We start from the raw sequence: 21989 nt of genomic DNA, 5'->3' as shown, positions 1-21989 counted from the left end.
GGTACGCCTCGGGCGAACCTCAGTCTCGGGGAGTCGTACGGGCCGACCGGAGGTCGATAGGGAACGCTGATCGCCTGAATGACACCGCGGCCGGGCAGAGACGCCGATGGGGTGCACCGACTGAGTCGGTGCACCCCATCGGTGCTGTTCGGTGTCGTTCGGGTGGGCGGTTGCGGGCCTGACTACTGCTCGTGGCGGCCCGGTCCGTCGGGACGGTAACCCGGGGGCGGGTAGTCGCCCTGGCGGTACTCGCCGGGCCCACCCGGTGCGCCGTACTGCTGGCCGTAGGCGCCGCGGTTGTCGGGGCCGGGGTATCCGCCCTGGCCGGGTTGGCCGTACTGGGGCGGTCCGCCGGGCTGGTTCTGGCCCGGGTACGGCTGCTGCGGAGGCTGGTTCTGTGGGCCCGCGTTCTGCCCGCCCGGGTTCTGGCCACCCTGATTCGGCGGTCCCTGGTTGGGGGGTCGCTGCCCCTGGGGGGCCGGCCCCTGGCCGCTGAACTGTCCGGAGATGTTCGGGCTGCGATCCAGCGGGCTCTCACCCTGAGACTGTCCCGAGGCGGGGCTGCCGGGGAACGCCGTGGTCATCGACTCGTCGGCGGCCTTCTGCTTGGCCTCCTTCGGGTCCTTTCCGGCCAGCAGGTCACGGATCTCGGTGAGCAACTCGGCCTCGGTGAGCGCGGCGGCGTCGTCACCGGCCTTGGCGCGCAACGCCTTGAGCTTCTCGAACGGCATCACGATGACGAAGTAGACGACCGAGGCGATGATGAGGAAGTTCAACGCCGCGGTGATCAGGGTCCCGAAGTCCACGAAGGTGCTGGGGTTGCCGTCGCGGATCGTGAACCCGAGTCCCTGGGCCGCGCCGGTGCCGCCGAGCGAGTTGATCAGCGGCTGGATGATGCTGCCCGTGAACGCGGTGACGATGGCGCTGAACGCGGCGCCGACGACAACAGCGACAGCGAGGTCGATCACATTGCCGCGGAGCAGGAATTCCTTGAATCCTTTGAGCATGTGTCTGTCCTGTTCGATCGAGGCGCGGCAATGAGCGGCCGCGTCCGGTGAAGGAATCGTAACCAGACCCGGTGTGGCATGCGGGACTCTCGTCCTACTCGGCGCGCCCCGCGTCCCTGCCGCCACCTCGGAGCTGCACCGACATCGCCGCGGCCAACCAAATGCATTGTCAGATCAGTGAAAGACAACCGTCAGCGGGGCGGCCAGCGTGGCGCCCGCGACGGTGTGGGCCTCGCGCTCGCCCATGGCCAGCATGATGACCGGCGCCGCCGATCCCCGCGCGGTACGCGATTCCGGTGCCGCGACCACCGCGACGACCGCCCCGCGCACCAGTACTCGCCCGGACGCGGCCGACGACACCGGGGCGGCTCGCGAATCGCGCTCGTCGGTAACGACATCCACACCGGACGCCGACCTCTGCGGGTCGGGGGCCTCGGTGAGCACGTCGACGACGTCGCCCGAGCGCAGCAGGCGCACCACCGCGTCGTCGGCGAGACGGACCGGCACGAGTCGGGCGTTCGGGTCGTCCATCAGCTGGGTGGGTAGGCGCGGGGAGAGCAGTCGCCAGTCGGTGAGCACCTCGCCGCGATGCACGGGTCCGGTGACGGTCCGTCCCACCCCGTCACGGGTCATCCGCAGTGCGCCCTGCGGCACGACGCCCGGGCCGATGCGCAGTTCGGTCAGATCGGTCGCCGCCAACTCGGTACCGGGGGAGAGGTCGGTCGCGGCGATCATCACCGTGACCTGCTGCTCACCGCGATGAGCGACGACGGCGGCGACGATCGACGCAACCAGCAGCGCGACCGCGAGAGTGCGGCGGACGGCCAGCGCACGCGTCCATCCGGGCCGTGCGGCAGAGCGGAACCGATCGACGATCGTCGGCTGGAGACGGAACCGGTCGGCAGGCATGTCCCCACGCTAGAAACGGCCGCGGACCGACGCGAGAGATCAGTCGATCACCCTGTGGACGGACCGGAACTGTGGATCGCGGGACCATCGCGAGCCCGGGCGGTGACCCGGGCGAGGAGATCAGGACGCGGCGGCGGGAGTCGAGGACCCCGAGCCCGAGGAGCCGGATCCCGAGGATCCGGACGACTTGTGCGACGACTTCGAGGGCTTGTCCGACGAGGAGGACGACGACTCCTTGCTCGACGAACCCGAATCCGACGAGGACGACTTGGAGTCCGAGGACGACGACGAGTCGCTGCTCGCGCTCTCCGAGGCGGTCGAACCCGAGCGGCTGTCGGTGCGGTAGAAGCCGCTGCCCTTGAACACGATGCCCACCGAGTTGAAGAGTTTGCGCAGCTTGCCGCCGCATTTCGGGCACTCGGTGAGCGAGTCGTCGGTGAACGACTGGAAGATGTCGAACCGGTTGTCGCACTGTGTGCAGGCGTACGAGTATGTCGGCACCGGGCACCTCCGAGGGAGTGAGTGGCCGCGCGTCGACAGGTCGTCGCGCGGTGAGATCAGGGGACCGCATCGCGGACCGCCGTCGAGTCTACCGCCGGTTCTGGCACTCGCGACACGTGAGTGCCAGTGGGGGAGTCGAGGGGCGGTCACCCCAGCCGGGTGAACCCGTCGCCGGGGGTCAACGACCAGCCCACGGCGATGTCGTAGGAGTCGGCGGGGATCTCGTCGAGCACCTCGTCGTCGTAGACCACGGCGACCAGTTCGGCGCCGGTCGCGGCCAGGGATCGGTCGTAGTACCCCGCTCCGCGGCCAAGGCGCACACCGCGACGGTCGACGGCCAGCGCCGGGATCAGGGCGACCTCGGCGATCTCCAGGGCGGCGTTCGACAGCCGCCTGCCGGTGGGTTCGGACAGTCCGAACCGTCCGGTCCGCAACCCGTCCGTGCCGGTGTACCGCGCCCACTCCAACGCCGTCGGGGGTCCGTCGGGGGTGATGGGCAGCAGCACGTTCACACCCCGGTCGACCAGCGCGTCGAGCATCTGCGCCGTCGCCGGTTCGGTCCCGACACTGGCGTAGCAGCACACAGTCACGTCGGCCTCGAGCCGGAACGGGACATCGGCCGACATCCAGCCCGCGAGATCCGCCGCCGCCGCGGCGCGTTCGGTCTCGTCCATGGCGGTGCGGGCGGCGATCAGGCGGCGGCGCAGCGCGGCCTTCGCCTCGGCCACGGAATCCCCCGGTGTCTGGCTCACCGGATCGGTCCCTGTGTCGGCTCCATGGTCTCCACCCTTCGCGATCGGCGCCCACCCGATAGATTGCTCGTGCGGTCGACGTTGCCACAAGCCGTCGTCGATCGAACGCACGCACAGTCGGTGTCCAGGGTCGAGTCCTAGGGTGTGGAACATGACGGAAACGCAGACGGTCGGAAATCAGGGCGACGGGTCGCCGGGTGCCGAGTACGAATTCGTACCCAACACACCACCGATCCCCAAGACGGCGATCGTCCCCGCGGCCGGCCTCGGTACCCGCTTCCTGCCCGCCACGAAGACCGTGCCGAAGGAGTTGCTGCCGGTCGTCGACACCCCCGGCATCGAACTCGTCGCCGAGGAGGCGAAATCGGCGGGCGCCGAACGACTGCTGATCATCACCTCGCCCGGCAAGGACGGCGTCGTCGCGCACTTCGTCGAGGACCTCGTGCTGGAGAACACGCTGGAGAAACGAGGCAAGAACGCCATGCTCGCGAAGGTGCGCAACGCGCCGTCGCTGATGCACGTCTCGTCGGTCATCCAGGAGAAGCCCCTCGGACTCGGCCACGCGGTCGGCTGCGTGGAATCCCAGCTCGACGACGACGAGGACGCGATCGCGGTCCTGCTGCCCGACGACCTCGTGTTGCCCGGTGGGGTGCTCGAGGTGATGGCCCGTACCCGGCAGCGCCGCGGCGGCACCGTGCTCTGCGCCATCGAGGTGCCCACCGAGAAGATCTCCGCCTACGGCGTTTTCGACGTGGAGCCGCTGCCGGACGCGCACAACCCGAACGTCATGCGGCTCAAGGGGATGGTCGAGAAGCCCGACGCCGCCGATGCGCCGTCGAACTACGCCGCGGCCGGCCGCTACATCCTCGACCGCGCCATCTTCGACGCCCTGCGTCGGATCAAACCCGGTGCCGGCGGCGAACTGCAGCTCACCGACGCGATCGCCCTGCTCATCGAGGAGGGCCACCCGGTCCACGTGGTGGTCCACCGCGGTACCCGGCACGACCTGGGCAACCCGGGCGGTTACCTCAAGGCGTGCGTCGACTTCGCGCTCGACCGCGACGACTACGGCCCCGATCTGCGGGAGTTCCTCGAGGAGCGACTCAAGCAGGCCTGATCGCCGCGCGCACCGCGTTGCGTCACCGGTTCGGCTCGCCGACCGGCTAACGTCGGATTCTGCGCGAACTGACGTGCGGGAGCGATGGGCGGGAGGCGAGATGCGGTCGGTCGAGGACCAATTGACGCGGGTGACCGCGGCCGCGGTCGCACCACGTCCGGTGCGGGTGGCGATCTCCGAGGCGCAGGGGTTGCTCTGTGCCGAAGAGGTGACGACCGAGAACCCGTTGCCCGGGTTCGACCAGGCCGCCATCGACGGCTACGCGGTCCGCAGCGTCGACGTCGCCGAGGCAGGCATCGTCGCCTCCGACGATTCCGAGGCCCCCGGCGAACACGTCGTGGTGGTGCTGCCGGTGGTCGGTGAGGTGGAGGCCGGTTCGCGCACCCCGACCCGACTCCAGCCACGGCAGGCCGTGCGGGTCGAAACCGGCGCGCCCCTGCCGACTCTCGCCGACGCGGTCCTGCCGCTGCGGTGGACCGACGGCGGGGTGTCGAAGGTCAAGATCGGACACGCGGTGGAGACCGGCGACTACGTGCGTCGCGTGGGCGACGACGTGCAGCCCGGTGATGTCGCCGTGCGCGCCGGGACCATCATCGGTGCCGCCCAGGTGGGATTGCTTGCCGCGGTGGGTCGTACCCGCGTCCTCGTCCACCCGCGACCCCGGCTGTCGGTGATCTCGGTCGGTGGAGAACTCGTCGACATCGACCGGACCCCCGGTGCGGGACAGGTTTTCGACGTCAACAGCTACTCGTTGGCGGCCGCCGCGCGCGACGCCGGCGCCGACGTCAACCGTGTGGGCATCGCCGATCGTGAGGCCTCGCAACTGCGGGACGTGGTGGAGGGGCAGCTCATCCGCTCCGAGATCGTGGTGATCTGCGCGCCGCTCGGCGGGACCGCGTCGGAGAACATCCGCGACGCATTGGCGCCGCTGGGCGAGATCGATGTGGAACGGATCGCGATGCACCCCGCCTCCGTGCAGGGCTTCGGACAGCTCGGACGCGACGAGGTCCCGACCTTCCTGTTGCCGTCGAACCCGGTGAGCGCGCTCGTCGCGTTCGAGGTGATGGTCCGCCCGCTCATCCGCATCGCGCTGGGCAAACGCAAGCCGATGCGTCGCATCATCCGGGCGCGCACCGTCGGCCCGATCGCGTCGGTCCGCGGCCGTAAGGGCTACCTCCGTGGGCAGCTGATGCGCGACGAACAGACCGGTGAATACCTCGTGCAGGTCATCGGCACGTCCGAGAGCGGGTCGTCGCATCTGCTCGCCGGACTGGCCGAGGCCAACTGTCTGGTGATGGTCGAGCCCGACGTGGAGGAGCTCCGCATCGGCGAAGAGGTCGACGTGGCGTTCCTGGCGCAGCGTGGATAGCGCCACCGCGGTCGGACACGGGTAATAGTCTTCGATCGTGTTTGGACGATGGGTGCGCAGCGGCGCCGGGCATCCCGGCTGGCCCACGGTGTTGGGGCCGCTGCAGACGAGAGCGGGAACGGTGACGCTGCGTGGCGTCCGCCTCCGCGACGCCCGCGCGTGGAGTTCGCTGCGGATCGCCAACCAGAACACCCTCATGCCGTGGGAACCCACCGGTCAGGGCAACTGGGTCGACCGTCACCACATGACCTCGTGGCCCACGTTGCACTCGGTGCTCAAGCGTGAGGCCAAGAACGGGTCGATGCTGCCGCTGGTCATCGAGGTCGACGGCGAGTTCGTCGGGCAGCTGACCATCGGCAACATCCAGCGCGGCGCCCTGCGCAACGCCTGGATCGGCTACTGGATCGACAACTCGGTGACCAACCAGGGTGTCGCGACCGCGGCGGTCGCGCTCGGCGTGGACCACTGCTTCGGCGCGGTCGGGCTGCACCGACTCGAGGCGACGGTCCAACCCGGCAACGAGGCGTCGAAGGCCGTGCTGACCAAGGTCGGCTTCCGCAAGGAGGGCCTGCTCGAGCGCTACATGGACGTCGACCGTGGGTGGCGCGACCACATCCTGTTCGCACTCACCGCGGAGGAGATCGCCGGCAGCGCCGCCGAGGCCCTCGTGCGCAGTGGCCGGGCGTCGTATCCCGGCTGATCGACCCCGTCGCGAACAGGGGAGAACTTTCAATGTCGCTTCGGCGCGTCTGCGCTGGCCGGGGCGCCCCCACCCCTAGCCTGAGGGCAGTCATTTGTGACTCATGAGGCTCGGGTGATCACCAGGGTCGGTCGGAACGGAGAGGAGAGCCGCGGTCATGCCGAATTCCGTGTTGTGGGTGTGTCTGGTGGCGATCTGGCTGTTCGTGCTGGTGCCGATGGTGATCAAGGGACGGCCCGAGGTGCGCAAGCGCACCGAGGCCACCCTCGCGACCCGCGTCATCAACCGTGGCGGCCGCGCGATGTCGAAGGCGAGCAGCAAGGTCGCTCGCGGACGTCATCCGCACGATGCCGACTGGGTCGCGCCGGTGCGTGAGTACCGCAAGCCCGGTGAGCTGATCAACGAGCTCGACGACCACTCGGACGTGCTGGTCGCCGAGGCGCCGGAGGACATCGACGAGGCCGACGAGATCGTCGTGGACTCGGACGATCACGATCGCGATGCCGATGCCGATGAGTCCGACACCGTCGATTCCGCGGACGACGTCGAGCGCCTCGAGTCCGATGACGCCGATCTCGACGCCGACGCCGACGACGATCTGGACGACCTCGACGATCTCGATGCGGACGACGAGTTCGACGACGAGGATTCCGACTACGAGGTGGTCACCGAGCCGTTGACCGCCGAGGAGCCGGCCCGGCGCGGTCGCGGGGGATACGACCCCACCGCCGACACCCGCCGCAGCGAGGCCCGTTACCGCGGTCGTCAGCGACTCCTGCTCGTGTTCGCGGTTCTCGCGATCGCGTCGGTCGGTGTCGGTGTGCTGCTGGGCGGGATCGGTTGGGCCGCCACCGGTGTCGGCGTGTTCCTCCTCGTCGCCTACATGGCGTACCTGCGACGCACCGTGCGTATCGAGGAGCGAATCCGTCGCCAGCGAAGTGTCCGCGCCGCGCGTGCCGCGCGAATGACTCAGCAGCGCCGCCGCATCGAGGACGAGAGCCCGCTGGCCGACGAGATCCCCGAACACCTCATCCGGCCGGGTGCCGTGGTGCTCGAGATCGACGACGAGCATCCCGTGTTCGACCACCTCCCGCCGTTCCAGCGTCGTCGCGTCATGCGCGAGGAGCCCGAGTTCCGTAGGGCCGCAGGCGAGTAGCTCGTCCCATGACCACCTGGGATGACGTCAGTGCTCGTGCGCTGTCGCTCCCCGAGGTGTCTGTTGCCGACCATCACGGCATGGCGGCGCTGCGCTTTCGTAAGAACATCCTGGCCACGATGCCCGACGACGACACCCTGCGGGTCATGGTGTCGGACGAGCAGATCCGCGAGGCCGTGGCCGAATTCGACTGGTGCACCGAGGTGTACTGGGGTGCGAAGCTGTCGGCGGTTGCGGTGTCGCTGACCGCCGCGGACGCTGACGTCGTCGCGGAGATGATCACCGAGGCGTGGCGACGCCGTGCGCCGAAGACCATGGTCCGCGATTTCGACGCAGGCTGACACGCTTCCCGCGACGTGGTTCGACTTGCGCGACAGAGATCCCCGTCGCGGGAGTCGATCGATGTCGCGGGAACGGGAGAAAGGGCCCGATGGGTCCCGGTGGTGGAGCTAAGGGGAATCGAACCCCTGACCTTCTCGATGCGAACGAGACGCGCTACCAACTGCGCTATAGCCCCTGGTACTGCTCGACAACGGTACCAAAGGGTCACCCGGATCCCATATTCGGCCGTCCCCTCGTCGGGCGAGTCAGGCGACCAGCAGGGAAGCGGCGGTGGCCGCGACCACCTCGTCCGCGGTGACGCCGGGTGCGGTGTCGATGAGGACCAGCCCGTCGTCGGTGACGTCGATGACGGCGAGGTCGGTGATGATGCGTCCGACACAGCGCTCACCGGTCAGGGGGAGGGTGCACTCGGGGAGGATCTTCGAGGCGCCGTCGCGGGACTGGTGGTCCATCATCACGATCACCCGCCGAGCGCCGTGGACCAGGTCCATCGCACCGCCCATGCCCTTGACCATGTGTCCGGGGACCATCCAGTTGGCGAGGTCCCCGCGCGCGCTGACCTGCATGCCGCCCAGGACGGCGACATCGACCTGGCCGCCGCGGATCATCCCGAACGACGCCGCCGAATCGAAGTAGGACGCCCCGGGCAGGACCGTGATGGTCTCCTTGCCCGCGTTGATCAGCTCCGGGTCGAGTTCGTCGTCGGTGGGATAGGGCCCGACACCGAGGACGCCGTTCTCCGAGTGCAGGACGACGGTGACGTCGGCGGGAATGTGGTTGGGCACCAGGGTCGGCATACCGATCCCCAGGTTCACGTACTCGCCGTCGCGCAGTTCGAGAGCGACGCGGGCCGCCATTTCATCACGTGTCCAGGCCATCTCAGTTCTCCGTCCGCACCGTGCGCTTCTCGATCCCGACCTCGACCGGCCCGACCTCGACGACACGCTGCACCTGGATGCCCGGCGTGTGGATGTTCTCCGGGTCGAGCTCGCCCGGTTCGACGAGATGCTCGACCTGGGCGATGGTGATCCTGCCGGCGGCCGCGGCGTTGGGGTTGAAGTTCCGGGCGCTCCGGCGATAGACGAGGTTGCCGTGCCGGTCGCCCTTCCAGGCGTGCACAAACGCGTAATCGGCGACGATGCCACGCTCCATCACGTAGGTGACGCCGTCGAACTCCCGGGTCTCCTTGGGCTCGCTGGCCACCAGGACACCGCCGGCCCCGTCGTAGCGCAGCGGGAGTCCGCCGTCGGCGACCTGGGTTCCGACACCCGCGGGGGTGAAGAAGGCGGGGATCCCGGCGCCGCCCGCCCGCATCCGCTCGGCGAGGGTGCCCTGCGGCGTCAACTCCACCTCGAGCTCGCCCTGCAAATACTGCCGGGCGAATTCCTTGTTGGAGCCGACGTAGGAGCTGATCGTGCGCCGGATCCGGTGCTCGGCGAGCAACACCCCGAGCCCGAACCCGTCGGTGCCGCAGTTGTTGCTGATGGTCTCCAGCTCGCCGGCGCCCTGATCCCGCAGCGCGTCGATCAGTATCTCGGGCACCCCGACCAGGCCGAACCCGCCGACGGCGATGCTGGCGCCGTCGGGGATGTCGGCCACCGCGTCGGCCGCTGTGCGCACCACCTTGTCCATGCCGAGCACTGTATCCGACAGTGTTCGTATTGTGAACCAGTGTTCGTAATGCGAACATGGGCCTCGCGCCGTCTTCATCGCGGCGGGAGAGGAACCGCCCATGACGACCCCGGAGACATCGGGCGATCACGTGCAGTCGCTCGCGCGCGGACTGTCGGTGATCCGCGCGTTCGACGCCACCCACCCCCGTCGCACGCTGTCCGAGGTGGCGAAAGCCACCGACCTCACGCGCGCGACCGCCCGACGATTCCTGCTGACCCTCGAGCACCTCGGCTACGTCGCCGGCGACGGATCGCGCTTCTGGCTCACCCCCCGCGTCCTCGATCTCGGCTACAGCTACCTGTCGAGTCTGTCGCTGCCCGAAGTCGCCGGCCCGCACCTGGAGCACCTCTCGGCCACGGTCGGCGAGTCGAGCTCGGTGTCGGTCCTCGACGGGCACGACATCGTCTACGTCGCACGCGTGCCGGTCAGCCGGATCATGACGGTGTCGATCACCATCGGCACCCGATTCCCCGCCCACGCGACGTCGATGGGCCGGGTGCTGCTCGCTGGGCTCGGCGCCGACGCACTCGACGAGCAGCTGGCCCATGGAGCCCAGCCGCTGACCTCTCGCACCCTCGATGACGTCGATGCCCTTCGCGCGGAGGTGAACCGGGTCCGCGACCAGGGACACAGCCTGGTCGACCAGGAACTCGAGGACGGCCTCCGGTCGATCGCCGCGCCGATCCGCGACCGCACCGGCAGGGTCACCGCGGCGGTCAATCTGTCGACGACCGCGACCCGCCACACTCCGGAGGAGATGCGCCGCGACCTGCTGCCGGCACTTCTCGCCGCAGCCGACGCCATCTCCGCAGACCTCGCGCGCCTGGGCTGATGCCCCGGGGCCGATCGGACATAGGCGAATCGGGCATGCGCACAGTAGGCTCCGCGCCATGAGGCGTGCGGTCGTCAGCGTGTTCGCGGTCCTGGTCGTCATCGGGGCGATGCTGCTGCCCGCATTGTTCGGCAGCTTCGACGACAGCGAGTCCGATGCCGCCGCCGAGACCGCCGTCATCACCGACTACACCGCCGACTTCGAGGTCGACGACAACGGCACCATGACGGCCACCGAGACCCTGGACGTCGACTTCCCGCTGTCCAAACACGGGATCTTCCGGTTCTTCGACATCGCCGACCCGGCGGACTCCCACATCCGCTACGTGCCCAAGAACATCCGCGTGACCCGGGACGGATCGTCGGACGGTGTCTCGTTGAGCACCGAGCGCGGTGGTCGTTACGTGGTCGCCAAGATCGGCAAGGCAGACGTCTCGATCAGCGGGAACCACCGCTACGTCATCACCTATGAGGTCGACGGAGTGCTGTCGGACCCCATCAACGGGGCGCGCGGCTCGCAGTTCTACTGGAACCTCATCCCCGGCGGATGGCGGATGCCGATCACGAAGGCCACCCTGCGCGCGACCACGCCGACACCGCCGCAGGACACCCGGTGCGCGGTCGGGGCCGGGTCGGACGCCGGCTGTCAGGCGAGCGCGGCGGGCAACACCCTGACCGTCACCACCGGATCGCTCGAACCCAACACCCCGGTCACGGTGCAGACCGCATTGAGCACCGCGGCGCCCGGACAGAAGTCGCTCCCGTGGTCGATCCCGTTCGACCCCGTGTTCGGCCGGTCGGTACCCCTGGCCATCGTCTTCGCGCTCCTCGCCGTGGTCGCGGGCGTGGTGAGTTGGCTTCTGGCACGCAGTGTCCGAGAGCCGCCGCCCGCGTATCCACTGATGTACGGCCCGCCCGAGGGCATGGGCCCGGCGCAGGGTGCCTACGTGCTCACCGAGAAGATCAGCGACGACATGTACGCCGCGACGATGCTGGAACTCGGTGAGAAGGGCGTCGCCGACATCGACAACGTCGACGGCGCATGGACCATCACCGGCAAGGACGGCGACTTCGGTCGCCTCGACGCGGTGACCGCGCAGACCGCGACCACGCTCGGAGTCGCACCGGGACAGAGCTTCTCCGCCCAGCCGGGCGACGTCGACGGTGGCAAGGCCCTCAAGGCCGCGCGGGCCCGCTTCGACTCGTCGGTCACGTCGTGGTCGCAGGCGACCGGACTGATGCAGGTCAAGGGAATCGGGTCGATCGGCGCCCTGCTCGTCATCGGCGCCGCACTCGGCGCGGGCTACCTGTTCTTCTTCAGTCCGTTCCACATGTCGCTGATCGGACTGCCGTTGGCGATCTTCGCGGTGTTCGCGTTGCCGCTGGCGGCGCCCGAGGCGAAGACGTTCCGCACCAAGAAGGGACGCGAGGCGTGGTCGCACATCGGCGGGTTCCGACGTGTGCTCGGGACCGCCTCGAGTGAGGCGCGATTCGACTTCAGTGGCCGCAAAGAGCTCTACACGCAGTACATCCCGTGGGCTGTCGCGTTCGGGGTCGCCGAGGTGTGGGCGACGAAGTACCGGATCGAGGTGGGCGAGGATCCGCCGACCCCGTCGTATTTCGGGGCCGGCCACGGCTACGCTGCCGGCTACGGCCTGGCGTCGATGAGCAACTTCTCCGCGGACTTCAACTCCTCGGTGTCGTCGGCGATCTCGGCGTATCAGGCCACCCAGACGACCTCCTCGTCGTCCGGCGGTGGGGGTGGCTTCTCCGGCGGTGGCGGCGGGGGCGGCGGAGGAGGCGGCTCGTGGTGACAAGGCAAACCGATGGATGTGTCGTGAAAGGGAATACCGCATGCTGATCGCATTGATCGTGATCGTGGTGGTCATCGTCGCCCTCGTGGGCTTCGGCGTCGTCGGCTTCAACAAGCTGCGCAAGGCCGACATCGGCGCGCAGGAAGCACTCGGCGGCATCGACGTCCAGCTGACCCGACGGGCCGACCTGATCCCCAACCTGGTGAACACCGTGAAGGGCTACGCCGCACACGAATCCGGGGTGTTCGAGGCCGTCACCGCTGCGCGCTCACGCGTGGCGAAGGCCGCCGAGGGCGACGCGGTCCCGGAGAAGGCCGCCGCCGACGCCCAGTTGAGTGACGCCCTGGTCAACGTGATGGCGGTGGCGGAGGCGTACCCCGACCTCAAGGCCGACACGCAGTTCCTCGACCTGCAGCGGCAGCTGACCGACACCGAGAACCAGATCTCGTTCGCCCGCCAGTACTACAACGACGCCGTCACCACCCTCAACACCCTGGTGCAGACCATCCCGTGGATGTTCTTCTCCGGCTTCGCGAAGGTGTCGACCCGCGAGTTCTACAAGGCGCCCGAGGGGCAGCAGGCACCGCCGACCGTCACCTTCTGACGTCTGCCGCGACCTTCGTCGCCGATCAGAGCGGGATGACGCGGTGGCGACGCGGGGTGTCCGATGTCGTCTTGTCCCGCAGCAGCCGTAGCGCCTTGCGGATCTCGAGTCGGGTGTCCGAGGGCTGGATCACCGCATCGATGTAGCCCCGCTCGGCGGCGACCCACGGGGTCGCGACGGTGTCGTTGTAGAAGGTGATCAGCTCCTCGCGCACCCGTGGGCGGTCCTCGTCGCTCGCCGCGGCGAGCGCCTGCCGTCCGATGAGCCCGACCGCCGACTCGCCACCCATCACGGCGATGCGGGCGGTCGGCCAGGCCAGGTTGACGTCGGCGCCGAGCTGTTTGCAGCCCATCACCGCGTACCCGCCGCCGTAGGCCTTGCGCACGATGACGGTGACGATCGGCACCGAGGCCTCGGCCACCGCGTAGAAGAACCGGCCGCCGCGTTTGATCACGCCGATCTTCTCCTCGTCGACGCCGGGGAGCACCCCCGGGGTGTCGACGACGAAGACCAGCGGGATGTTGAAGGCATCGCACAGCCGGATGAAGTGGGCGGCCTTGTCCGACGCCTTGGCGTCGAGCGCACCCGCGGAGACCAGCGGCTGATTCGCGAGCACACCCACCGTGCGCCCGTCGACCCGGGAGAAGCCGGTGATGAGATTGTTGGCCACCGGCTCGCCGAACTCGTGGAACGTCCCGTCGTCGAAGATGCGAACCAGGATGTCGTGCATGTCGTATCCCGCCCGGTCCTGGTCGGGGATGATCCGGTCGAGTTCCAGGTCCGACGCCGTGATCTCGGGTTCGAGTCCGGGGTTGACCACCGGTGGACTCTCCCAACACGACGACGGGAAGAACCCGAGATACTCCCGGGCCCACGCGAAAGCCTCATCCTCGGTCGCCGCGACGTGATGGATGTTGCCGTATCGGGCCTGGTTGTAGGCACCGCCGAGTTCGTCGATGCTCACCTCCTCGCCGGTGACCTCGCGGATCACGTCCGGACCGGTGACGAACATGTAGGCCCGCTCGGTCGCGATCAACACGTCGGTGTTGATGGGTCCGTAGACCGCGCCCGCAGCGCACTTGCCCAACATCAGCGACACCTGCGGGACCAATCCCGACAGCCGGATCTGACGGCGGCTCATCCCCGCGTACCAGGCCAGGGAGGTGACGGCATCCTGCACGCGGGCGCCACCGGAGTCGTTGATCGCGACGAGGGGACAGCCGTTGTCGATCGCGGTCTCCATCGCGGCGGCGACCTTGCGACCGAACATCTCGCCGACCGAACCCCCGAACACCGTCTGGTCATGGGAGATGACGACCACCGGTCTGCCCTCGATGAGGCCGCGCCCGGTCACGACGCCGTCGCCGTAGAGCGCGTCGGTGACGTAGGGCTGACGGACCATCGCCCCGATCTCGACGAAGGTTCCCGGGTCGAGAAGGCTGTGGATGCGCTCGCGCGCGCTCGGGATCCCCTTCAGCCGCCGCTTGGCGATGCCCTTGTCGCCGGCCGGCTCGGCCGCCTCGGCCATCTTCTTGTGCAGCTCGGCGAGTTTGTCTGCGGTCGTGCCCACGGGTGGCTCACTTTCGACAATGGTCATCGAGGCCGACGGTAGGTGGCGGTTCGTACCGGGTCGGCCGCTGCGACCGAAGTCTGAACAATGGGCTGCCCGAGCTCGGGTTCGCTGTGACAACCTCCGCACCCCGGGTGGCGAGGGACGCTGCCGTGCGGTGTCGGGTTCGTTCTCCACCGACCAAGCGCTCGTTTGGGCTAGGTTGTTCTCCCATGGGATTCCTTCGCCCCGACCTGCCCGTGTGGGACATGGCCGCGTGGTCGGCGGGCAGCCGGAGCGAACGCATCCGCCCGGCCGCGGCACACCTCGCGCGTCGAGGGTTCGGTGTACCCGATGCCCTGTACGTCTTCTACGTCACCAAGATCGTCCTGTACGTGCTCGGCGGGATCGCTGTCGCGCTGGCGACCACCGGCGTCGACGGGTTCACCGCGACCGGTTCCTGGTGGTCGGAACCGATCGTCTTCCAGAAGATCGTCGTGTTCTCGCTGCTGTTCGAGGTCCTCGGACTCGGCTGTGGCTTCGGTCCGCTCAACAACCGCTACTTCCCGCCGATGGGATCGCCGCTGTACTGGCTGCGGCCGGGCACCATTCGACTGCCCCCGTGGCCGCGGATCCCGCTGACCGCGGGCACCGCGCGCACCCCGTTCGACGTGCTCCTCTACGCCGCGCTGCTCGGTGCCGCGGTGTGGGCGCTGGCCTCCGACGGCACCGGAGAGGTGCCCGCACTCGACACGACGGTCGGCGTATTGCCGGTCGCACCTGTCGCCGTCATGCTCGGGGTGCTGGCCGTGCTCGGACTCCGCGACAAGGTGATCTTCCTGGCCTGCCGTGGTGAGATCTACGCGACGTTGTCGGTGACGTTCCTCTTCGCCGCGGTCGACATGGTCGTGGCGGCGAAACTGATCTTCCTCGTCATCTGGGTCGCGGCGGCCACCTCGAAGGTCAACCCGCACCTGCCGTTCGTGATGTCGACGATGCTGTCGAACAGCCCCACGATCCGGCCGACCTCGATCAAGAAGCGGTTCTTCCGCAGTTACCCGGACGACCTGCGACCCTCCCGTCTGGCGGCGACGATCGCCCACGTCGCCACCGCGGTGGAGATGGCGGTGCCGCTGGTCCTGTTCTTCTCCGGCGGCGGAATCGTCACCACCGTCGCCGCCACCGTGATGATCGTGTTCCACCTCGGCATCCTGTCGTCGATTCCGATGGGGGCACCGCTGGAATGGAACGTCTTCATGATCATCGGGGTCGGGATCCTGTTCGTCGGCCACGCCGAGACCGGTCTCGGCGACGTCTCGCAACCGATCCCGGTGTTCGGACTGTTCGCGGTCGTCGTGGCCGTCGTCGTCGCAGGCAACCTGTTCCCGCACAAGATCTCGTTCCTGCCGGGGATGCGCTACTACGCGGGCAACTGGGACACCACCATGTGGTGCATGACGCCAACCGCGTCGGCGAAACTGACCGATCGGGTCAAGACGATCGCGATCATGCCGCAGGCGCAGCTGGAGAAGATGTTCGGTCCCGAGCAGGCGGTCATCCAGCAACACCTCGGATACGCGTTCCGCGCCATGAACACCCACGGCCGCGCCCTGTTCACCCTCGTCCACCGCGCCCTCGCCGACCGGGACGAATCCGACTACGTCATCGTCGACGGCGAACGGATCTGCAGCACCGCCATCGGCTGGAACTTCGGCGACGGACACATGCATAACGAGACGCTCATCGCCGCGTTGCAGGAACGCTGTCAATTCGACCCCGGCGAGGTCCGCGTCATCCTGCTCGACGCGCAGCCGATCCACCGACGCACGCAGCAGTACCGATTGGTCGACCCCGCGACCGGCGAATTCGAACGCGGCTCGATCCGGGTCACGGACATGGTGAACGCCCAGCCGTGGGCCGACGACCTGCCGGTGCAGGTGGAGTCGGGAACCGCCCCGACACGGTGAGGGCCGGTCGCGGGACGCGATGAGGCGGCTCTACGCGACACTGACACGATGACCCCCACGACCCCGACCCCGACGCCACTCGTGGTCGTCGTCGGATCGGTGAACCTCGACGTCGTCACCGAACTCGATCACCTGCCGCGCGCGGGACAGACCCTCATCGCGCGCTCGGTGCGGCGCAATGTCGGTGGCAAGGGTGCCAATCAGGCTGTCGCGGCCCAGATCACCTGCGGTGCGGTGTCGTTCTGCGGGCGGGTCGGTGACGACGAGGACGGGCGCGCACTCGTCGCCGAACTCGACCGACGGGGCGTCGCCACCGATCTGGTGGCGGCGGTCGCCGATGCGCCGAGCGGTGCGGCCTACATCGCCGTCGCCGACGGGCAGAACACGATCGTGGTCGCGGCCGGGGCGAATGGTGTCTGGGGCGCGCTCTCCGACGACGAGCGTGCGGCGATCGAGACCGCGCCGGTCGTGGTGTGCCAGCTCGAGATCCCCGACGAGGTGATCGTCGCGGCCTCGCAGCAGTGCGCCGGTCGGTTCGTCCTGAATGCGGCTCCCGCGCGTCCGGTGCCGGAGTCTGTGTTGGGTCGCTGCGACCCGGTGATCGTCAACGACAACGAACTGGCCGACCTCACCGGGCTCGCCGTCGACGGTCCGGACTCCGCGATCGCCGCCGCCCGGGAACTGCGATCGCGGGGAGCGAACAGTGTCGTCGCGACGCTCGGCGCCGCCGGGGCGGTCTGGGTGGACTCCGACGGCGACGGGCGACAACGCTCACCGCGGGTCGAGGTGGTGGACTCCACCGGCGCCGGTGATCAGTTCGTCGGCGCACTGGCCGCTCGCCTGGCGACGGGGGACGAGCTCGCCGACGCGGTCCGGTGGGCCACGGCAGCGGCATCGATCTCCGTGCAGGCGACCGGGACCCTGGAGTCGTATCCGGAAGCGGGCGAGATCCGCGCCGCAGTCGAGGGGCTTCCGAAGCCATCGGAGGGGTGACGTGGATGGCCGAGCGAGCCATTTACGATCATTAGACCTGGTTAACGGTGTTTCCGATCCCGCGAAACGCCGACCCCGGAGTTGTGTTCGTGACCGCGACCAGACACGATGGAGCCATGTTGACTGTGATCGTGATCACCATCTGTGCAGGGTGGTGCCTGGTCTCGATCGCTGCTGCGCTGTTGATCGGTCGCGCCGTGGAGCGTCGCGACGCCGACCTCGGCAGCGGGGACGGTATCGGCGTCCGCTCGCCGCACCCCGAGGCGCCGGTCACGGAGATGCCGACGGCCACGTCGCTCATCCACGCCCAGCCCTGAACCTCCCAACGCGCCCGCGCGAGTCGTCGTATGCCCAGACGTAGCGCCGGGCTGCTCGTCTTCCGTCGGTCGTCGGCGACGGTGGAGGTGGTGCTGGCCCACCCGGGTGGACCGTTCTGGGCCAAGAAGGACGCCGGGGCGTGGTCGATCCCCAAGGGGGAGTACGAGTCCGACGAACCGGCGCTGGACGCGGCCCGGCGGGAGTTCACCGAGGAACTCGGGATGCCGGTGCCGGACGGTACGGTCATCGACCTGGGGGAGATCACCCAGAAGGGCGGCAAGATCGTCACCGCGTTCGCGGTCGAGGCCGATCTCGACGTGTCCGACGCGGTGAGCAACACCTTCGAGATGGTGTGGCCCCCGCGCTCCGGTGTCACCGCGTCGTTCCCCGAGGTCGACCGCGTCGAGTGGTTCGCCATCGACGTGGCCCGGGAGAAGATCCTCGCCGCGCAGCAGCCGTTCCTGGATCGTCTTCCCGACCAGGGCTGAGCGCACTCAGTCGAGGCGGTGTCGGATCAGTCGGGAGCTGTTGGCCACCACCGCGACCGACGAGGCGTTGTGCAGCACCGCGGCGAGCACCGGGGAGAGTGCGCCGCCGGCTCCGACAGCGAGTCCGATGGCGTTCACCGCGATCGACATCCCGTAGTTCTGGCCGATGAGATCGACGGTGCGCGCGCCGAGCTCACGGACATCGACCAGGCGTCGCAGGTCGTCTCCGGCCAGGGCGATGTCGGCGGCCTCGACGGCCACGTCGGTGCCACCGAGGCCCATCGCGATGCCGATGTCGGCGGCCGCCAGCGCCGGAGCGTCGTTGATGCCGTCGCCGACCACCGCGACGACGTGTCCGGCGTCCTGCAGGTCGCGAACCGCGGCCAATTTGTCCTCGGGGAGCGCTTCGGCGCGCCACTCGTCGATGCCGAGTTCGGCGGCGACCGCGGCCGCGGTGGTCGGGTGGTCGCCGGTCAGCATGACGATGCGCGTGATGCCCACCGACCGCAGTTCGGCGATCACCTCGGACGCCTCGGCCCGCACCTCGTCGCGCAGGCTGATCAACCCCACCAGCTCACCGTCGACCGCCAGCAGCAGTGGGGTCTCCGCGCGTGAGCGCAGCTTGTCGACCCACGCCTCGGCGTCCGCGCTGACCGCGACCTGTTCGCCGGTGAGCAGTGACGGGCTGCCGAGCAGCAGAGTGCGTCCGTCGGCCCGGGTACGCATGCCGAGTCCGACGAGCACCTCGCACTCCTCGTGCGGGGGGATGGCGATGTGGCGTTCCTCGGTGGACCGGATGACCGCCTCGGCCAACGGATGTCGGGAGTGGATCTCCGAGCTCGCCGCGTAGGCGAGGACCTGCTCGGGCTGCCAGTCGTCGTGGAACGACACGACGTTGGTGACGATGGGACGGCCCTGGGTGAGGGTCCCGGTCTTGTCGAAGACGACGGCGTCGAACCGGCCGGCGCGCTCGAGGTGTGAGCCGCCCTTGATCAGGATGCCGCGTCGGGCGCCGTTGCCGATGGCCGCGCTGATCGCGGTCGGGGTCGCCAGACCGACCGCACACGGGCAGGCGATGAGAAGCATCGTCATCGCACGCCGGACGTCGCGGGTCAGCAGAAGGGTGATGGCCGAGACCGCGAACGACGCGGGCACGAACCGTCGCGAGAAGTTCTCGCCGACGGTCTGGATCGGGGCGCGGTCGTGCTGCGCCTCCTCGACCCGGGTGATGATCCGGCCGATGGTCGTGTTGTCGCCGACCGCATCCGCACGCAGGACCAACCGACCGTTCATCACGACCGACCCGGCGTAGATGGTGGCGCCGACGCCTGCGGTCACCGGCAGGCTCTCGCCGGTGATGGCGGACTGGTCGACGAGGGCCTCGCCCTCGACGACGGTTCCGTCGATGGGTACCGCGACACGGTCGTGGACGATGACCTCGTTGCCGACGGCCAGGGTCTCGATGCCGACCTGGATCTCGGTGCCGTCGGCGAGGCGGACCCAGGCGGTGTCCTGGTTGCCGCGCAACAGGTCCGAGATGGCGCGCCGGGTGCGGCGCAGCGTGAGGTCCTGCAGGAACTCGCCGATGTTGAGCAGCCACAGGACGGTCAGCGCCACGACGTTCTCGCGTAGCAGCAGACTGGCGACCGTGGCCGCCGAGACCAGTGCGTCGGTGCCGGCCGACTTTCCGCCGAGCAGCGAGCGGAACGCGCCGCGCAGGAACGGGTAGCCGGTGAACACGGTGACGCCGGTCGCGAACAGCCGGCTCGTCGGACCGAGCATCGGCGCACGGCGCAGTCCGTAGCGGCGGATTCCGAGAAGGCCCAGCGCGAGGGCGCCGACGCCCATGCGGACGATGTCGGTGTTGGAGATCTCCGCGGAGTACGGCGGGCGAACGGGCAGCAGGTCAGCCGAGACGGACGACGATGCCTCGATCGCGGAGATCATCGCGTCGCGGTCCAGGGACCCGGTGCGGTACCAGATCACGACCGAACCGGTGCGTGGATAGGCGTGCACGACACGGACGCCCGGCACGCCGATGACGGCCTCCTCGATGGCGACCGCACGGATCGACGATCCGCGTAGCCACCCCACCCGCAGCCGGAGACGGCCGGCCGCGTCGGAGACCGGGGTGATGTCGATCAATGCTCGTGGGTGTGTCCGGCGTCGGCGGTGCCCGGAGGGGTGGTCTCCTCGCCGACGCGTTCGCGTGCCTCGGCGACCACGTCGGCCACGGCCAGGCGTGCCGACTCCGCGGACTCCTCGGCCTTGCGGGTGCCCCGCAGGCCCCAGGATGTGACGACCACGGCGGCGTCGCGGACCGGCGCCTTCGCGACGGCCTTGCGCGCGAGGTCGTAGGCGACGGCGCCCACCGCGCCGGTCACCACTGTCGTTGTCGCCTTGGCGATCAAGCCGTGCACGAGCATCTTCTTGCTGTCCTCACGTCGTCGAATCGACACCAACTTACTCGACCGACGACGTCCGGTACATGTCGGAGCGCGAGGTTACGGTATGCGCATGAGTTGATGAGTCAGGCGAAGTAGCGTGAGCGGCGCGGGCGACGAATGTGACCAACGGGAGGAAGATTCGATGATCGGCGACACCCATACCTCTGGCGACACCGGGACCGGACGGCGCATCGTCGTGTTCGCCCCGAACGACGGGAGTTCCTCCTACGCAGGCACTCTGCGTCAGGTGGCGGGCATGACGAGCGTGGCCTCGACAACCGATTTCGCAGGACAGGCCCTCGACATCGAGCAGACCCGCTCGGCTCAGGCGACCATCTTCGCCGAGCTGGGGGTCGCGGTCGTCGACGCCGACGCCGATCAGATCGTCGCGCTCGACGCCATGTGCTCGCTCGACGGCGCGATCCGATCGATCGAACCCGAACGCGTGCAGCGCATCCGCTCCGCCGAGTCGGGCGGGGCGTCGCCGGACTATCTGCGCGGCTATCGCGGCGGCGTCACCGATCTGTCCGAACGTCTCGGTGGGGCAGTGGTTTCGGCCGCGGCCACCGGCCCGATCGTCGACACCGATCAGTTCACCTGGGGACTCATCGCGACCGGGGTGTCCACCTCCGCGGCCACCGGCGCCGGGGTCAAGGTCGCGGTGCTCGACACGGGTATGGACCTCACCCACCCCGACTTCGTCGGTCGCTCGATCACGGCGCAGAGCTTCGTCTCGGGTGAGCAGCCCCAGGACGGCCACGGCCACGGAACGCACTGCGTCGGAACGTCGTGCGGTCCGCTCGCGCCGCCGACCGGTCGGCGGTACGGCATCGCGCACGGAGCGGAGATCTACGTCGGCAAGGTGCTCGGGAACGACGGCGGCGGTCCGGACGCGGGGATTCTCGCGGGTCTGAACTGGGCGCTGGCCAACGGTGTGCACATCGTGTCGATGTCGTTGGGCGCCGACGTTCGGGCGGTGTCGCAGGCGTACGAGACCGTCGGCCGACGCGCACTCGACGCGGGCACCCTGATCATCGCGGCGGCGGGTAACAACGCCAACCGGCCGTCGGATCCCGGTTTCGTCGGGGTCCCGGCCAACAGTCCGTCGATCGCCGCGGTCGGCGCGATCGACGGCGCATCGGCCATCGCCCCGTTCTCGGCGCGCAGCACGCGCGTCGACGGCGGCAACGTCGACATCGCGGCGCCGGGTGTCGATGTCTACTCGTCGTGGCCGGTCTTCGCCGAGAGTCCGTCGCGGTACAACACGATCAGCGGGACCTCCATGGCGACACCGCATGTGGCGGGCATCGCCGCGCTGTGGTGTGAGACCACCGGCCGGCGGGGTCGCGACCTGTGGACCACGCTGACCCGGGAGGCCCGTCGCCTCGACATCCCCGCCGCCGATGTCGGCGCGGGTCTGGTGCAGGCGCCCCGCTGACTCGCCGCCGTCG

The 21989-nt window shown here is 69.1% G+C and carries 22 protein-coding genes and 1 tRNA gene; 13 read left to right on the top strand and 10 right to left on the bottom strand.

Annotated features, from left to right (window positions below):
* Positions 1-182: 182 nt before the first annotated feature.
* From mscL to IEV93_RS15895, 4 genes are all read right to left on the bottom strand, one after another.
* Positions 183-1007 (bottom strand): large conductance mechanosensitive channel protein MscL, encoded by an 825-nt coding sequence (gene mscL, locus IEV93_RS15910; protein WP_188490949.1) that lies wholly within the window; start codon positions 1005-1007, stop codon positions 183-185.
* A gap of 174 nt (positions 1008-1181) precedes the next feature.
* Complete coding sequence (locus tag IEV93_RS15905) at positions 1182-1916, bottom strand: SAF domain-containing protein (RefSeq protein WP_188490948.1); 735 nt, start codon at positions 1914-1916, stop codon at positions 1182-1184.
* Between the two features lie 120 nt (positions 1917-2036).
* Positions 2037-2417 (bottom strand): FmdB family zinc ribbon protein, encoded by a 381-nt coding sequence (locus IEV93_RS15900; protein WP_188490947.1) that lies wholly within the window; start codon positions 2415-2417, stop codon positions 2037-2039.
* 146 nt (positions 2418-2563) lie between these two features.
* The gene (locus IEV93_RS15895; protein WP_371873850.1) at positions 2564-3169 is read right to left on the bottom strand and encodes a 5-formyltetrahydrofolate cyclo-ligase; all 606 of its coding nucleotides are present in this window, start codon (positions 3167-3169) and stop codon (positions 2564-2566) included.
* A 151-nt stretch (positions 3170-3320) separates the two neighbouring features.
* Between IEV93_RS15895 and IEV93_RS15890 the strand changes: the two genes are divergently transcribed.
* From IEV93_RS15890 to IEV93_RS15870, 5 genes are all read left to right on the top strand, one after another.
* Positions 3321-4286, top strand: coding sequence for a UTP--glucose-1-phosphate uridylyltransferase (locus IEV93_RS15890; protein ID WP_188490945.1), 966 nt, complete (start codon positions 3321-3323; stop codon positions 4284-4286).
* Between the two features lie 100 nt (positions 4287-4386).
* A complete protein-coding gene (glp, locus tag IEV93_RS15885; protein WP_188490944.1) occupies positions 4387-5655 on the top strand; it encodes a molybdotransferase-like divisome protein Glp in 1269 nt (422 codons plus the stop codon).
* A 37-nt stretch (positions 5656-5692) separates the two neighbouring features.
* Positions 5693-6355: a GNAT family N-acetyltransferase gene (locus IEV93_RS15880; protein ID WP_371873849.1), complete on the top strand. Its 663-nt coding sequence runs from the start codon at positions 5693-5695 to the stop codon at positions 6353-6355.
* A 157-nt stretch (positions 6356-6512) separates the two neighbouring features.
* On the top strand, positions 6513-7511 hold the full coding sequence (sepX, locus tag IEV93_RS15875) for a divisome protein SepX/GlpR (RefSeq protein WP_188490943.1): 999 nt from the start codon (positions 6513-6515) through the stop codon (positions 7509-7511).
* Between the two features lie 8 nt (positions 7512-7519).
* Positions 7520-7852 (top strand): MmcQ/YjbR family DNA-binding protein, encoded by a 333-nt coding sequence (locus tag IEV93_RS15870; protein WP_188490942.1) that lies wholly within the window; start codon positions 7520-7522, stop codon positions 7850-7852.
* A 100-nt stretch (positions 7853-7952) separates the two neighbouring features.
* Here IEV93_RS15870 and IEV93_RS15865 read toward each other — a convergent pair.
* The 3 genes from IEV93_RS15865 to IEV93_RS15855 all read right to left on the bottom strand — a co-directional run bounded on the left by IEV93_RS15865 (position 7953) and on the right by IEV93_RS15855 (position 9485).
* A tRNA-Ala gene (locus IEV93_RS15865) sits at positions 7953-8028 on the bottom strand.
* 70 nt (positions 8029-8098) lie between these two features.
* Positions 8099-8731: a CoA transferase subunit B gene (locus tag IEV93_RS15860; protein ID WP_188490941.1), complete on the bottom strand. Its 633-nt coding sequence runs from the start codon at positions 8729-8731 to the stop codon at positions 8099-8101.
* Position 8732: 1 nt separating this feature from the next.
* Positions 8733-9485, bottom strand: coding sequence for a CoA transferase subunit A (locus IEV93_RS15855; protein WP_188490940.1), 753 nt, complete (start codon positions 9483-9485; stop codon positions 8733-8735).
* A gap of 100 nt (positions 9486-9585) precedes the next feature.
* On the opposite strand from IEV93_RS15855, the gene IEV93_RS15850 reads away from it, so the two are divergent.
* From IEV93_RS15850 to IEV93_RS15840, 3 genes are read left to right on the top strand one after another with little or no spacing between them, the layout of a single operon-like run.
* Positions 9586-10359 (top strand): IclR family transcriptional regulator domain-containing protein, encoded by a 774-nt coding sequence (locus tag IEV93_RS15850; RefSeq protein ID WP_188490939.1) that lies wholly within the window; start codon positions 9586-9588, stop codon positions 10357-10359.
* A gap of 58 nt (positions 10360-10417) precedes the next feature.
* Positions 10418-12172 carry a DUF2207 domain-containing protein gene (locus IEV93_RS15845; RefSeq protein ID WP_188490938.1) on the top strand — a complete coding sequence of 585 codons (1755 nt, stop codon included), beginning with the start codon at positions 10418-10420 and terminating at the stop codon, positions 12170-12172.
* A gap of 40 nt (positions 12173-12212) precedes the next feature.
* Positions 12213-12776: a LemA family protein gene (locus tag IEV93_RS15840; RefSeq protein ID WP_188490937.1), complete on the top strand. Its 564-nt coding sequence runs from the start codon at positions 12213-12215 to the stop codon at positions 12774-12776.
* Between the two features lie 25 nt (positions 12777-12801).
* On the opposite strand, the gene IEV93_RS15835 is transcribed toward IEV93_RS15840, so the two are convergent.
* On the bottom strand, positions 12802-14373 hold the full coding sequence (locus IEV93_RS15835; RefSeq protein ID WP_188490936.1) for an acyl-CoA carboxylase subunit beta: 1572 nt from the start codon (positions 14371-14373) through the stop codon (positions 12802-12804).
* Positions 14374-14558: 185 nt separating this feature from the next.
* Between IEV93_RS15835 and IEV93_RS15830 the strand changes: the two genes are divergently transcribed.
* From IEV93_RS15830 to IEV93_RS15815, 4 genes are all read left to right on the top strand, one after another.
* Positions 14559-16292 carry a DUF3556 domain-containing protein gene (locus tag IEV93_RS15830; protein WP_188490935.1) on the top strand — a complete coding sequence of 578 codons (1734 nt, stop codon included), beginning with the start codon at positions 14559-14561 and terminating at the stop codon, positions 16290-16292.
* Positions 16293-16340: 48 nt separating this feature from the next.
* Positions 16341-17285, top strand: a complete 945-nt coding sequence (locus IEV93_RS15825; RefSeq protein WP_188490934.1) for a ribokinase — start codon at positions 16341-16343, stop codon at positions 17283-17285.
* 116 nt (positions 17286-17401) lie between these two features.
* Positions 17402-17602 (top strand): hypothetical protein, encoded by a 201-nt coding sequence (locus IEV93_RS15820; protein ID WP_188490933.1) that lies wholly within the window; start codon positions 17402-17404, stop codon positions 17600-17602.
* 30 nt (positions 17603-17632) lie between these two features.
* A complete protein-coding gene (locus IEV93_RS15815) occupies positions 17633-18091 on the top strand; it encodes an NUDIX hydrolase (RefSeq protein ID WP_188490932.1) in 459 nt (152 codons plus the stop codon).
* A 6-nt stretch (positions 18092-18097) separates the two neighbouring features.
* On the opposite strand, the gene IEV93_RS15810 is transcribed toward IEV93_RS15815, so the two are convergent.
* A complete protein-coding gene (locus IEV93_RS15810) occupies positions 18098-20236 on the bottom strand; it encodes a heavy metal translocating P-type ATPase (RefSeq protein WP_308691284.1) in 2139 nt (712 codons plus the stop codon).
* Complete coding sequence (locus IEV93_RS15805; RefSeq protein WP_188491642.1) at positions 20233-20517, bottom strand: DUF1490 family protein; 285 nt, start codon at positions 20515-20517, stop codon at positions 20233-20235. The genes IEV93_RS15810 and IEV93_RS15805 overlap by 4 nt, the downstream gene beginning before the upstream one ends.
* 163 nt (positions 20518-20680) lie before the next feature.
* On the opposite strand from IEV93_RS15805, the gene IEV93_RS15800 reads away from it, so the two are divergent.
* A complete protein-coding gene (locus IEV93_RS15800) occupies positions 20681-21976 on the top strand; it encodes a S8 family peptidase (RefSeq protein ID WP_188490931.1) in 1296 nt (431 codons plus the stop codon).
* Positions 21977-21989: the final 13 nt, after the last annotated feature.

The organism is Williamsia phyllosphaerae, assembly GCF_014635305.1.
Taxonomy (GTDB): domain Bacteria; phylum Actinomycetota; class Actinomycetes; order Mycobacteriales; family Mycobacteriaceae; genus Williamsia_A; species Williamsia_A phyllosphaerae.
Note: the sequence above shows the minus strand (reverse complement) of the source record. Positions and strands in the feature narration are given on the sequence as shown.